Genomic DNA, 12795 nt, shown 5'->3' on the forward strand with positions numbered 1-12795 from the left:
AAAATGGGCGCCAAAATGCGGTTTAACACAATGATATATTTGATTAAGTAGGTTTTATGGATTTTTCTTTACACCGTCAGCAGCTTGTTATTGCCGATCGAAAATTAAGTTACCTTGATGTCGGCTCAGGCCCTGTATTGTTGTTTGGGCACAGTTATTTATGGGATAGCGCTATGTGGGCGCCTCAAATTGCCACCTTAAGCGCCCAGTATCGCTGCATAGTGCCTGAACTTTGGGGCCATGGTCAGTCAGATTTACTGCCCAATAACTGCAAAACGCTATTCGATATTGCCGATCAAATGCTTGAGCTAATGGATGCTCTTGAGATAACTCACTTTAGTGTTGTCGGACAATCTGTCGGTGCTATGTGGGGCGCAGAATTGGTACTGAAAGCACCAACAAGAGTTAAAACCCTCGTTATGCTCAACAGTTTTATCGGTTTCGAACCCGAAGTCACCCGTGCGAAATATGATGGCATGCTGGATATGATTACCGCCGCTAAGGCGATCCCTGCGCCGCTGATCGGTGCAATTTCACCTTTATTCTTCGCCAATGATGCCGCGAATAACACTCCCGAACTGGTTACGGGCTTTGAACAGTCCCTTGCCAGTATCACAGCGGAGCAAATCCCCACGATAGTTAAACTTGGACGAATGATTTTTGGTCGTCGCGATACCATGGAATACGCCGAGCAATTGACGCTGCCCTGCCTCATCATGGCTGGCGTGGAAGATAAGGCCCGCAGCGTATTGGAAAGTTACCTGATGAGTGATGCCATTGACGGCAGCCAACTTGTGCATATTCCTGCGGCAGGACACATATCAACTCTCGAACAAGCGGAATTTATTAACCAACATTTAGCCGATTTTCTGGCTAAACATTATTAATCAATCGCTAAATCTACGCTTCAAGGTGCGAAAACTCGCATCTTGAAGATGAGTATTTCTACTTAGCACATGTTACTAAGATGTGCTTATATCAATATTGCTCACCCATACTTAATTCCTATTTTATAGATAAATACATTAGGCTTTACTTTATTAAAGTCAGTTATTGAGCACGCCTCGTTTCATTAAACTCACCTGTGAAACCTCTATTAACAAGTAAAGACCTTGTTTTTGTTCCAAGCGGCTTAAAAATGTTGCACAAAGGTGAAATCTACTAATTATCAACTACCTTTATACTGTATTCCCTCAACAAGGTATTCTGCCATGAGAAAAAGTACAGTTGCCCTCTGCGTATTCAGCACACTTTATATACCGTCTCTTTATGCCGATGTTCAAATAAATGGATTTGCCTCTATTGTCGCGGGCTCAAGTCTAAGTGACGATAAAAGCTATTATGGTTACGATAAAGAACTCGATTTTAATAATGATTCCAAAGTTGCCTTACAATTTACCGCCGATCTTGGTAGTGGCTTAAGAGCTACTGCACAAGTGCTATCCAGAGGCAGTAACGATTATAGCGCTGAATTCGAATGGGCTTATATCTCCTATGACATCAGCGACAAACTTATGCTTATGGCGGGTCGCCAACGTTTTAATCTCTATAAATACTCCGATTATATTGATGTAGGCTATGCCTATCATTGGATCACTCCGCCCCGCGGAGTTTACTCACTGCCATTTAATTCAGGTGAAGGTGTAGGCTTAGTTTATGCCGATTTATGGGGCGATACCGAAGTAGGTTTGACCTATAAATACATTACCACTTCAGTTTCTGACTACTCACCTACCGGTTCATCAACGCCTCCTGCGCCCTTCTCCGCCGAGGGCCACATAATGAACTTTAACTTTGTAACCTCAGGGTTTGAGTACGGTTTAAATATTGGCATAGTTACCGATTTCTCCTACGAATTACCCGCACTGCTTGGCTTAGGTAATGCAATTTCTCAAACCGGACTCTTTACTCAGCAAGTAGTTGATGATCTTTTACCGATTAATGACAGCGCGTTACTCATTGGCGCTAACATTAAATATGATGCTGAAAAATGGTTTATTTTGGCCGAATATACACGAATTGATGTCGATCCCAGTAGCTTTAATATTCAAGATTCAGCCTTTGTTTCCGGCGGGATCCGCTATCACGATTTCACCTTCCACTTAACCTACGGTATTGATAAAGGTGAGCCCCAATACGATGCCTATGACGCTATGTTACCTGTTTACAATGGTCTGCCACCGGCAAACCAAGCTGCACTCGCACCGCTTGTTTTTGGAACACAAGCGGCGCTTGAAGCACAACAGGAAGACAGCGCCTACTACATCATAGGCACCCGCTGGGATTTCCATCCTTCTGCCGCACTGAAACTAGAGTACACCAACTACAGTAACGACAAACCGTCCTCCGATGAACAGTTGCTGAGTATGGCAATAGACTTAGTTTTTTAAGGAGTTAAGCATGAAACTATTAATAAGTTCTCGGTTGATGATAAAAACCTTAGTCGCCAGTGCGCTTCTACTTGGCAGTGCCTGTGTTCAAGCCGAAATTGCCGTCGTGGTGCACCCTTCTAATACGTCAGAAATTAGCGCTGCGGATATTTCACGGATCTATTTAGGCAAACTCAAGTCTTTCCCCAGTGGTGGCACTGTCGTCGCACTCGATCAACCTGAAGGCACGCCCGCACGTGATGCCTTTGTTAAACAGATCCTTAATAAAACCGAGAGTCAGTTAAAAGCCTATTGGTCAAAACTGGTCTTTTCAGGCCAAGGTCAACCGCCCAAAGTCGTCGACTCCAGCGCTGAAATGCTCGCATTGATTGCCGCCAATCCCAATATGATCGGATTTGTTGACGTCAGCGAAGTAAACGACAGCGTGAAAGTGATCAGTAAGTTCTAACCCATACAGCATCATCCTTGTCCGCCTTAACCTGTGGCGGACAAGGTTTCCACTCAGCATTAACGCGATATAAGCAACAAACACACTATCAAATAGTGCTTGCCCCCTCAGAGAGGGCTTATCCATTTGCAGTACTATTAAGAAAAAATAATCTCGATTTTTCAATATCCTGATTCAAACCTTAATTGGATAGACCAGCAGATCAAAATTTGCTGGTATACTCTTGCTAAAAATGTGCTGCTTGCATGAATTAGAGCATGAGAAGACATTTTATATGTCAATAAAACAATAGGTTAAAATGAAACTACTCAAACCTTTATTCGACAATAACCGCCGCTGGGCCGGACGTATACGCCAAGAAAATCCTGATTTTTTTGAACAATTAGCGAAACAGCAACATCCTGAATACCTGTGGATTGGCTGCTCAGATAGTCGCGTACCCTCAAACCAAATCATTGATCTTATGCCCGGTGAAGTCTTTGTTCACCGTAATATCGCCAACATGGTGATCCATACCGATCTTAACTGCTTATCTGTACTGCAATACGCCGTCGATGTGCTCAAGGTGAAGCATATTATGGTGGTGGGTCACTACGGCTGTGGTGGTGTGCGCGCGGCCATGGGTCAGCAACGCTTAGGACTCATCGATAACTGGCTCGGGCATTTACGTGATATCTATCGTATTTATCAGGAAGAATTACAACAGATGGACGAAGCCAAACGTTTTGATCGCCTGTGCGAGCTAAACGTGATTGAGCAGGTTGCTAATGTGACCAGTTCAACCATAGTGCAAGAAGCTTGGGATCGCGGCCAAGAAGTGGCGGTACACGGCTGGATTTACGGCATTGATAACGGTTTACTGACAGATTTAGATGTCACAGTTGACCGTGAACATGGCTTAGCCAATCCACGCTAACGGCCTGAATGTAGGCTTTTAACCCTTAGCTGAGTGTCATCTATGCTCAGATAAAACCTGCCCCTGTGCAGGTTTTTCTTTTTCCATGACAATTTTCAGCAATAAAACATCGCAAGGGTCTATTACGCCAGTTATAATCCGCCAGTTAATTGCAGGCGACCTATGCGCCACAAATTCTAAGGAGATACCTTCCATGCCCGGTTTTGAATTATTTGGTCCTGAAGAGAAGCAGGAAGTCGCTGACGTTATGGAAAACGGTTTTACCTTCCGTTACAACTTCGACCATATGCGTAATGATCGCTGGAAGACGCGCGATATGGAGCAACTACTGTGCGAGAAGATGAACGTGAAGCATGCTCACCTTTTATCAAGCGGTACTGCTGCGCTGCAAACGGCCATGATGGCTGCAGGCATTGGTGCTGGCGATGAAGTTATCGTGCCACCTTTTACCTTTGTAGCCTCAGTTGAAGCGATTTTTATGGCAGGCGCTATTCCGATTTTTGCCGAAATCGATGAGACATTGTGTTTATCTCCAGAAGGTATCGAAGCCGCGATTACCCCACGCACTAAAGCCATCAACTTAGTGCACATGTGCGGTTCTATGGCGAAGATGGACGAGATCAAAGCCGTCTGTAAAAAACATAACTTACTGATTTTAGAAGATGCTTGCCAAGCCATCGGTGGCAGCTACAAGGGCCAAGCCCTAGGTACTATCGGTGATGTGGGTTGTTACTCATTCGATTCAGTCAAAACCATCACCTGTGGTGAAGGTGGCGCTGTGATCACTAACAACACAGAAATCTACAACAATGCGCACATGTTCTCAGATCACGGCCATGACCATATTGGTAAAGACCGCGGCGCAGAGTCACACCCTATCATTGGCTTGAACTTCCGTATTTCGGAAATGAATGCCGCCTTAGGGTTAGCGCAGTTACGTAAACTCGATACCATTATCGATATTCAACGTAAAAACAAAAAGACCATTAAAGATGCAATGGCCGCTATCCCAGAAGTCACCTTCCGCCAAATCCCTGATCCCGAAGGCGACTCGGCTGGCTTCTTAACCTTTATGTTGCCAACCGAAGCGCGCACGCAAGAAATCAGCAAAAAACTGGCTGAAAACGGCGTTGATGGCTGCTTCTACTGGTATGTAAACAACTGGCATTATTTGAAAAACTGGAAACACATTCAGGAGCTTAAGGCATCTGCTGCGTTGCCAATCACATTAATCGCCGACAGACCTGACTATACTCAAGTTTCTGTGCCTAAATCCGATGCCATTATGAGCCGCACGATTTCTATGCTCATCAAGTTGTCTTGGACCGATGCTCAGATCGCCGAGCGTATCGAAAACATCAAGAAAGCATTTGCCCAATAATTCTACGGGAGTTTGTTGCAATGAGTTTTAAGAATTTTAAAGTAGTTGAAAAAATGATCTTCGGCCGTGGCTCATTCGTCCAATTGGATGAAGTGTTAGCTGCTGAACGTAAAACCGCCGACGACTTCGTGGTGTTTTTAGTCGATGACGTGCATCAAGGCAAAGCCCTTGAGGGCCGCATTCCAGCTAAAGCACAAGACATGGTAATTTGGGTTAACGTTGATGAAGAGCCAAGCACAATTCAAATCGATGCCCTGACTGAACAAGTTCAAGCTTTCAATAGCAAACTGCCAGTGAGCGTCGTCGGTTTAGGTGGCGGTTCAACCATGGACGTGGCTAAAGCGGTATCGCTGATGCTGACAAACCCAGGTGGCTCTGCCATGTACCAAGGTTGGGACTTGATCAAGAACCCCGCGGTACACCACATTGGTATCCCAACGATTTCTGGTACTGGTGCAGAAGCGTCACGCACCGCCGTATTATGTGGTCCAGTGCGTAAGCTAGGCCTGAACTCAGATTACACAGTATTCGATCAAATCATCATGGATTCTGAGTTAATCGAAGGCGTGGAAACGGACCAATGGTTCTATACAGGTATGGATTGCTATATCCACTGTGTTGAATCTTTACAAGGTACCTTCTTAAACGAGTTCTCTAAATCCTACGCTGAAAAAGCCATGGATTTATGTCGCCAAGTGTACTTAGACGACCACGTAGAAAAAGACGACAAGCTAATGATGGCGTCTTTCATGGGCGGAATGAGCATAGCGTATAGCCAAGTGGGTGCCTGTCATGCGGTTTCTTACGGTCTGTCCTATATCCTGGGTTACCATCACGGTATCGGCAACTGTATCGCCTTTGATGTGTTAGAAGAATTCTATCCAGAAGGCGTTGAAGAGTTCCGTCTGATGATGAAGAAACATAACATCACGCTGCCGAAGAACATCTGTAAAGATCTGCCAGACGAAACCATAGCGAAAATGGTTGCCGTGACTAAGAGCATGGGTCCACTATGGGCTAACGTTTACGGCGCGGGTTGGGAAGAGAAAGTCACAGATGAAATGTTGACTGCCCTGTTCCGTCGTATCTAAGCTCTAACACATGTTAAAAGGGCTCAATTGTGAGCCCTTTTGTCTATATGCATTGTATATCTACACTGTATATCTTTGATAAAAGTAGGATAATTTGATGAATGTGACTCTGTTAATCCCGGCTCGTTACGGTTCAAGCCGCTTCCCGGGCAAACCCTTAGCCCCGATTAACGGCAAGCCAATGATCCAACACGTGTATGAACGCGCGTCGTTAGCCAAAGGCCTCACCAATATTTACGTCGCTACCGATGATGATCGCATTAAAGCGGCCGTTGAAAGTTTTGGCGGCAAAGTAGTCATGACCAGCCCAGATGCAGCCTCGGGTACAGATCGTATCAATGATGCAATAAACCAACTGGGACTAAAAGATGACGACTTAGTGATCAACCTACAGGGCGATCAACCTCTTATTGACCCAACCTCTATCGAGCAAGTCATCAGCCTCTTCGAGCGTCACCCTGGTGAGTTTGAAATGGCCACCTTAGGCTTTGAAATCGTCAATAAAGCCGAGCTTGACGATCCTATGCATGTGAAGATGGTGTTCGATAACAACAACTACGCCTTGTATTTCTCTCGTTCGCGTATTCCTTTTGGCCGCGATACTCAAGATTACCCCGTTTATAAACACTTAGGTGTGTATGCTTATACACGCAAATTCGTACAGGCCTTCGCCGCCCTACCATTAGGTCGTCTAGAAGATCTGGAAAAACTCGAGCAATTACGTGCATTAGAGTACGGCCATAAGATCAAAATCGCCATTAGCGCCTTTGATTCTATTGAAGTTGATACGCCAGAAGACATTCGTAAATGTGAGCAACGTTTAGCGGTTGATTAATCGCCCGTTAGGTGTGCGCGAGTCAATTCGAAACAGGAGCTGAGTATGTCGACCTTAGAAGTCTGGATCATTATTATTTTGATCGTCGGTGTCATCGCCAGCAATCTTGCTGCGTTGAAGTACAGTGCTAAGTTCAAACTGCCGCAGTTCGGTCAACATGGTAAAGATAAGCAGATAAAGTCAGATACTGCCAAGCCTTCGGCAGCAGACAATGATGACCATGCGGCTTCAAGCAAACCAAGTTCAGCGGACTCAGAACCCAATAAAGCAGATCAAAGCAAAACTGAACCACCTAAGCGCTAAATTCAATGGCGGCTTTTAAAGAGTGAGTCTAAAGATGGCTCTTGAACACGTCTTTTAAAGACTGCGCTATAAACACTGAGCAATGACGTTCGCAAACATAGAAAAGGCGCCACAGGCGCCTTTTTTGTCTCTCAAATAACAAGCTAGCCAATGCCACTCATCAGCCTTAGGCTTTTTTCGCTGATGTGCGACTCAATGGCTGCTCCTCAAGGTGCGCCACTAAAAAGACTAAAAAGCGAAACAGGGATTTAATCTTAAGATCATGATTTTTATTGGGCTCAGCCGCGACTAACTTCTGCAGCGATTTGATTCTAGCGTAAGCATTCTCGACTAAAGCGTCGTTCTCTTTACCGACATATTTATTAAACTCGGCAAATTCACCAATAAATTTCAGTGTCACTTTACGGCGATTTAACGCAGTGAGTGCTGCGCCCTCTTTCAGTTTTGCCTCAAAAATACTGCATTCTAAACCGCTGGCGATCGCGCTTTGCGATAAACCGCTGCTTAAGGCATCGGCCAGAAAACCCAAATTGGCTTTTAACTCAAAGGCAATCGCCTGCTTACTGGCGCTCGATTGCTGCCAGCGACTGCGTTCCTTATCGAAAATATCGTATAGCTCTTTCCAAATGCTCATGCGCTTTGCCTACCTTGCACTGAATCGCTCCCTTCGTATATAGCACTCGACTTTTTTGAAATGCTAGCGTTGTTAATACTAACGTTTTTAATACTAGCGACTGAAAGTTATCATAAATTTAAGGTTTTCGGCATAGCGCTATGATAAATAATGAGTTAAATAATGGCCTAAAAGCACATTCACGCTAAAACTAAAATCGGCATAAAAAAATGGCCCGAACGAGTCGGGCCAGAGTGCGAGCTGCCTAAGTACGAAATGAGCTCAGTGCGAACTCATGACTAACTCACTACTCATCTAATGGCATATAAAGTTAAAGCGCTTGCGATTTTTTCGCGTTATTTTTCTCGGCGGCGAGTCGACGCTGCGCTTCTTTTTTCTCACGGCGCGCTTCAATCACTTGATTTACATCGCTACCGATATGCGCTTCGTTACGGGCTTTTGCCAGATTAACTTGGCGCTCACGCTCAACGAAACGTTTACGCTGCTCGTCAGAAATTTTATCGATACAATGTGGGCAACTGACACCTTGCACATAGGCAGGGCTCTGTTTTTCAGCTTCGGTGATTGGCATACGACAAGCATTACATTGATCGTATTGGCCTTTCTTCAAGTCATGGTTCACTGCAACGCGGTTATCAAATACAAAGCACTCGCCTTCCCACAGGCTTTCTTCCTCTTTCACTTCTTCGAGATATTTAAGAATACCACCTTCGAGATGATAGACCTCGTCAAAGCCTTGCTCTTTTAAATAAGCAGTTGATTTCTCACAGCGAATACCGCCAGTACAGAACATGGCGACCTTCTTATGTTTAGCAGGATCAAGATTCTGCTTCACATATTCAGGGAATTCTCTGAAGGTTTCAGTCACAGGATTAATAGCATTTTTGAAAGTGCCGATTTGCACTTCATAGTCGTTACGGGTGTCGACTAAAATCACGTCCGGATCAGAAATCAGCGCATTCCAATCTTGAGGCTTCACATAGGTGCCAACCACTTTAAGTGGGTCAATACCTTCAACGCCCATAGTCACGATTTCGTTTTTCAGTTTGACTTTAGTGCGGTAGAACGGCATTTCATCGTCAAATGATAACTTGTGAACGATATTATCTAGGCCATTTTGGCTATTAAGCCACACTAATAACGCTTCAATCGCTTCTTGAGTGCCCGCAACTGTGCCATTGATCCCTTCACTTGCGAGGAGCAGAGTGCCTTTGATCTCGGCCTGTTCCATCATAGCGAGCAATGGCGCTCGGATAGATTCAAAATGCGGTAACGACACGAATTTATATAACGCACATACGACAACTTTAGCCATAACACCCTCTTTGCTGGCTGGAACTTAATTTCCAGTGCATAAACAAATCAATCATCTGTAGACTGGCTGCAGATCCCAAAAATAGCGCGGAATTCTACCTGAGTCACAGCAAGATAAACACAGATAAAATACAGGGTCTTTAATTCTTTACGCACAGTGGTGAGAAAAATCATTCTATGATGGCAAATTAAACAGAAATCCCAGTATGAAAGCGTTACCATCTGCGCCCTTTGAATATTGCATGATTGGCACACAACATTTGCATTGGCATACTCGCGTCGTCAATAAGCATGCATAAACATGCTGACGTCAGCTTTAGTCGCATCAACTTCCACGCATGGCGCCGCACAGTAGAGGAAATCCGAATGACGCTAGCCGTCTTATACACCTTCCGCCGTTGCCCCTATGCTATGCGAGCACGTTTGGGACTCTTATTAGCCCAATGCAATGTTGAAGTCCGTGAAATCACCCTTAAAGCCAAACCACCACAAATGCTAGCTGCCTCACCTAAGGGTACTGTGCCGGTATTAGTGCTAGCAAACGGCGAGGTGATTGCCGAAAGTCTTGAGATCATGCGCTGGGCACTCACGCAAGCAGATCCCTTAGATCTATTGTGTCAGCAAAATCCTGCTATTGAAGATAAAATGGCACAACTTATCGCGCAAAATGATCAGCAATTTAAACCATGGCTTGACCGCTATAAATATGCCGACCGTTACCCTGAGCAAACGCAAGCTTATTATTATCAGCAGGCGAGTCATTTCCTCCTGCAACTTGAAACATGCTTAGGGCAACACCCCTTTTTAGTCGCCGATACACCTCGCCTTGCCGACTACGCAATCGTACCTTTTGTACGCCAGTTTGCCGCAGTGGATCTTAAACGTGCACTGAGTGATGATTTTCCGCGAGTCGCCGCTTGGCTAAATCGACTTATTTCGAGTGAAATATTTATTCGTGCGATGGAAAAATATGTGATCTGGGACGCTAGCCATTCTCCAATTTGCTTGTTAGGAGACGTGTAAACCAATAAGATTTAAAGATTATTTTTATTTTATGTTATAGCCATCGGTAAAATATTCGAGTAAGGTATTTGCCACTAGGTAACTAATTTAGCTAATCGTAACTAGACAATCTTCTCAAGAAAAGTAACCACGCCTAAAGACTCAAGGACGTGAATGATAGAACACAAGGATAAGACAGTTGGAAAATATGGATATTAATATCGTTATTATGCTTGGGGGCCTGGTGCTATTGCATTGTCTATTTGCCCTTCGGGCCTTCAAGAGTAAAGTGGATCTCAGCACCAATAAAAAGTGCTTATGGTGCCTACTGAGTCTGATACTCGGCCCTATGGGTTATTATGGTTTTCACGGTTTTATTCCCCTAGATAGAATTCTCAAAGACTAAACGGTAAAACTGAATACCTTCAAAAAACTAGTCATACCATTGATTTACTTATCAAATTAAGACAAAAAAATAGCGCAACCTTAAGCTGCGCTATTTTTACGACCCAGTTTAATCAAACAAGGCATTACAGTTAACTACAAATGACTGTGCAACAATACCGAGTCATCAGGAACTTTTTGGATCACAGGCGCTTGCCCTTCAGCCAAGGCTTGTTTATAGCTTTGATTCATTTTAAGGGCGAGATACAAATCTGGTCGGATCAAAATGCCGCCTTCCCCTGTCTGCATACCCGCTTGCTCAAACCAACTCAGCATCTGCCGTTTACGTCCCGCAAGCACTAAACGAACGCCACGTTTTTTAAGCAGTTGATGCAAATCAGCCAACATGGCCATCACACTTAAATCCAAATGGGTAAAACAAGGCACTGCATCAATAATGATGCAATCGACCGGCTCAGATTCCCGAATAAACTTTTCCAGTAAACGGCGCTTAAAATACGTCGCATTAAAGTAAGTTAACGGCGAATTAAAGCGATATATAAATACTCCTGGAACCGATTTAGCTTTACCCGATTCATCGACACTGCGGATAACGCCCTTATGATCTAAACCAAGCACTTGATCCGTAGGCCGCATCACAGTAGCGAGGAACTGGAATAAACCCAGTAATACAGCCAAGGTTATCCCAGGGATAACCCCAATAAACAACACAGAGAACAAGGTGATACAGGCAAGTAGAAAAGCAGACCTATCCCGCACTCGCAGATTCCACAGTGACTTTAAATCGATAAGCGAGATAGAGGCAATTACCAGCACCACACCTAAGGCGGCACTGGGGATAAACTTCAAAGGCGCAGTGAAAAATAGCGCCACAACACCAATCAATACCGCCGCAATGATAGACACTAACTGGCTCTTACCACCATTGGCATCATTAACCGCAGTGCGGGAATCCGCGCCGCTCACCGCAAAACCTTGAGATATGGCAGACGCTATATTGGCTATACCTAACGCCCTGAACTCTTTATCGGCATCTATATCGTAACCGTTTTTTGCAGCAAAGCTTCGAGCCGTCAACATCATGCTCACAAAGCTCACCATGGCTAAGTTAAGCGCTGGTACCACAAGCTCACGGGCGATACCTAAATCAAATACAGGCGCTTGGAATGAAGGTAATCCTGAGGTCACTTCTCCGACGACGCTAATATCAAAGCTCGTCAAGTTAAACACCCAAACAAGGAAAGCCGCCATCGCCATTGCGCACATAGAAGCAGGCCATTGAGGACGAAACCGTTTCACTAAGGCATAAGTCGCTAGCGTCACAATCCCCATAGTCAATGTCGGCCAATGGGTTTTGGATAAGTAAGAAGGCGCACCGCTGAGGCGTTCGATTAGATAACGCTCATCGAAGGTAAAACCGAATATTTTTGAAAACTGTCCCACGATAATGGTAATTGCAACACCATTAAGCAGTCCCATCAAAATCGGCTTTGATAGAAAATCGGCGAGCACCCCCAGCCTAAAACGACTCGCAATCAAGCACCAAAAGCCTGTCATGGCCGTCATGGTCATCACTAACTGCCAGTGCTTCATGCTATCCCCTGCAGCTAGGGGCGTGACAACCGCGGCGATAACAGCACAAGTCGCCGCATCTGGACCCACGATTAATTGTTTTGAGGTGCCAAATAGTGCGTATACCAACATTGGTAATACGCAGGAATACAAACCCACGGCAGCATTCACACCAGTAAGCTGGGCATAAGCAATCGCTACGGGTAATGCCACAGCGGCAACGGATAAGCCTGCGCGCACATCATCCCTAAGCCATTGCTTTTCATATTGTAATAATTGCGCCAATCCCGGCATAAACGAAATCAAACTAGGGAACTTCACTCGGCAACCTCCATATACACACTATCAAGATAAGCAACAAGTATAACTGAGACTGAAAATGTTCAGCTAAAAGGTCATTACCTAAAAAGCCATCAATAGTATGTTGGTTATGGCATAAAGCCAATCATTACGCGAGTGTCTTCCTCAGAATATTTATAGGCTTAGGCACTTAATTCAAGCCAA

13 protein-coding genes are annotated in these 12795 nt (G+C 44.7%); 10 read left to right on the forward strand and 3 right to left on the reverse strand.

The window, feature by feature from the left end; translation table 11 throughout:
• Nucleotides 1-56: 56 nt before the first annotated feature.
• From KO533_RS14480 to KO533_RS14515, 8 genes are all read left to right on the forward strand, one after another.
• A complete protein-coding gene (locus KO533_RS14480) occupies nt 57-887 on the forward strand; it encodes an alpha/beta hydrolase (protein ID WP_219254818.1) in 831 nt (276 codons plus the stop codon).
• Between the two features lie 324 nt (nt 888-1211).
• Nucleotides 1212-2390: a porin gene (locus KO533_RS14485; RefSeq protein ID WP_219254820.1), complete on the forward strand. Its 1179-nt coding sequence runs from the start codon at nt 1212-1214 to the stop codon at nt 2388-2390.
• Nucleotides 2391-2400: 10 nt separating this feature from the next.
• Nucleotides 2401-2838 (forward strand): phosphate ABC transporter substrate-binding protein, encoded by a 438-nt coding sequence (locus KO533_RS14490; RefSeq protein ID WP_028760063.1) that lies wholly within the window; start codon nt 2401-2403, stop codon nt 2836-2838.
• A 298-nt stretch (nt 2839-3136) separates the two neighbouring features.
• Complete coding sequence (can, locus tag KO533_RS14495) at nt 3137-3754, forward strand: carbonate dehydratase (protein ID WP_028760064.1); 618 nt, start codon at nt 3137-3139, stop codon at nt 3752-3754.
• Nucleotides 3755-3947: 193 nt separating this feature from the next.
• Nucleotides 3948-5135, forward strand: coding sequence for an 8-amino-3,8-dideoxy-alpha-D-manno-octulosonate transaminase KdnA (kdnA, locus tag KO533_RS14500; protein ID WP_028760065.1), 1188 nt, complete (start codon nt 3948-3950; stop codon nt 5133-5135).
• A 20-nt stretch (nt 5136-5155) separates the two neighbouring features.
• A complete protein-coding gene (gene kdnB, locus KO533_RS14505) occupies nt 5156-6226 on the forward strand; it encodes a 3-deoxy-alpha-D-manno-octulosonate 8-oxidase KdnB (protein WP_113939602.1) in 1071 nt (356 codons plus the stop codon).
• A 97-nt stretch (nt 6227-6323) separates the two neighbouring features.
• Nucleotides 6324-7061, forward strand: coding sequence for an 8-amino-3,8-dideoxy-manno-octulosonate cytidylyltransferase KdsB (gene kdsB, locus KO533_RS14510; protein ID WP_028760067.1), 738 nt, complete (start codon nt 6324-6326; stop codon nt 7059-7061).
• Nucleotides 7062-7106: 45 nt separating this feature from the next.
• Nucleotides 7107-7364, forward strand: a complete 258-nt coding sequence (locus tag KO533_RS14515; protein WP_219254822.1) for a DUF2897 family protein — start codon at nt 7107-7109, stop codon at nt 7362-7364.
• A 166-nt stretch (nt 7365-7530) separates the two neighbouring features.
• On the opposite strand, the gene KO533_RS14520 is transcribed toward KO533_RS14515, so the two are convergent.
• Nucleotides 7531-7998 (reverse strand): hypothetical protein, encoded by a 468-nt coding sequence (locus tag KO533_RS14520; protein WP_105252609.1) that lies wholly within the window; start codon nt 7996-7998, stop codon nt 7531-7533.
• Between the two features lie 310 nt (nt 7999-8308).
• Nucleotides 8309-9313 (reverse strand): rhodanese-related sulfurtransferase, encoded by a 1005-nt coding sequence (locus KO533_RS14525; protein ID WP_219233652.1) that lies wholly within the window; start codon nt 9311-9313, stop codon nt 8309-8311.
• 365 nt (nt 9314-9678) lie between these two features.
• Between KO533_RS14525 and KO533_RS14530 the strand changes: the two genes are divergently transcribed.
• Nucleotides 9679-10335 (forward strand): glutathione S-transferase, encoded by a 657-nt coding sequence (locus tag KO533_RS14530; protein ID WP_219233653.1) that lies wholly within the window; start codon nt 9679-9681, stop codon nt 10333-10335.
• A gap of 187 nt (nt 10336-10522) precedes the next feature.
• Nucleotides 10523-10720 (forward strand): hypothetical protein, encoded by a 198-nt coding sequence (locus KO533_RS22660; protein WP_028760072.1) that lies wholly within the window; start codon nt 10523-10525, stop codon nt 10718-10720.
• A gap of 134 nt (nt 10721-10854) precedes the next feature.
• Here KO533_RS22660 and KO533_RS14535 read toward each other — a convergent pair whose 3' ends face one another.
• Entirely contained in the window at nt 10855-12612 is a 1758-nt protein-coding gene (locus KO533_RS14535; protein WP_105252613.1) for a SulP family inorganic anion transporter, read from the reverse strand.
• Nucleotides 12613-12795 lie beyond the last annotated feature (183 nt).

It is taken from the genome of Shewanella sp. NKUCC05_KAH (assembly GCF_019345585.1).
GTDB classification, from domain to species: domain Bacteria; phylum Pseudomonadota; class Gammaproteobacteria; order Enterobacterales; family Shewanellaceae; genus Shewanella; species Shewanella oncorhynchi.

Coding starts and splice junctions, on each gene's coding strand:
- KO533_RS14520 (WP_105252609.1), bottom strand. CDS start 7,998: ATGAGCATTTGGAAAGAGCTATACGATATTTTCGATAAGGAACGCAGT.
- kdnA (WP_028760065.1), top strand. CDS start 3,948: ATGCCCGGTTTTGAATTATTTGGTCCTGAAGAGAAGCAGGAAGTCGCT.
- KO533_RS14515 (WP_219254822.1), top strand. CDS start 7,107: ATGTCGACCTTAGAAGTCTGGATCATTATTATTTTGATCGTCGGTGTC.
- KO533_RS14530 (WP_219233653.1), top strand. CDS start 9,679: ATGACGCTAGCCGTCTTATACACCTTCCGCCGTTGCCCCTATGCTATG.
- kdsB (WP_028760067.1), top strand. CDS start 6,324: ATGAATGTGACTCTGTTAATCCCGGCTCGTTACGGTTCAAGCCGCTTC.
- can (WP_028760064.1), top strand. CDS start 3,137: ATGAAACTACTCAAACCTTTATTCGACAATAACCGCCGCTGGGCCGGA.
- KO533_RS14525 (WP_219233652.1), bottom strand. CDS start 9,313: ATGGCTAAAGTTGTCGTATGTGCGTTATATAAATTCGTGTCGTTACCG.
- KO533_RS22660 (WP_028760072.1), top strand. CDS start 10,523: ATGGATATTAATATCGTTATTATGCTTGGGGGCCTGGTGCTATTGCAT.
- KO533_RS14480 (WP_219254818.1), top strand. CDS start 57: ATGGATTTTTCTTTACACCGTCAGCAGCTTGTTATTGCCGATCGAAAA.
- kdnB (WP_113939602.1), top strand. CDS start 5,156: ATGAGTTTTAAGAATTTTAAAGTAGTTGAAAAAATGATCTTCGGCCGT.
- KO533_RS14490 (WP_028760063.1), top strand. CDS start 2,401: ATGAAACTATTAATAAGTTCTCGGTTGATGATAAAAACCTTAGTCGCC.
- KO533_RS14485 (WP_219254820.1), top strand. CDS start 1,212: ATGAGAAAAAGTACAGTTGCCCTCTGCGTATTCAGCACACTTTATATA.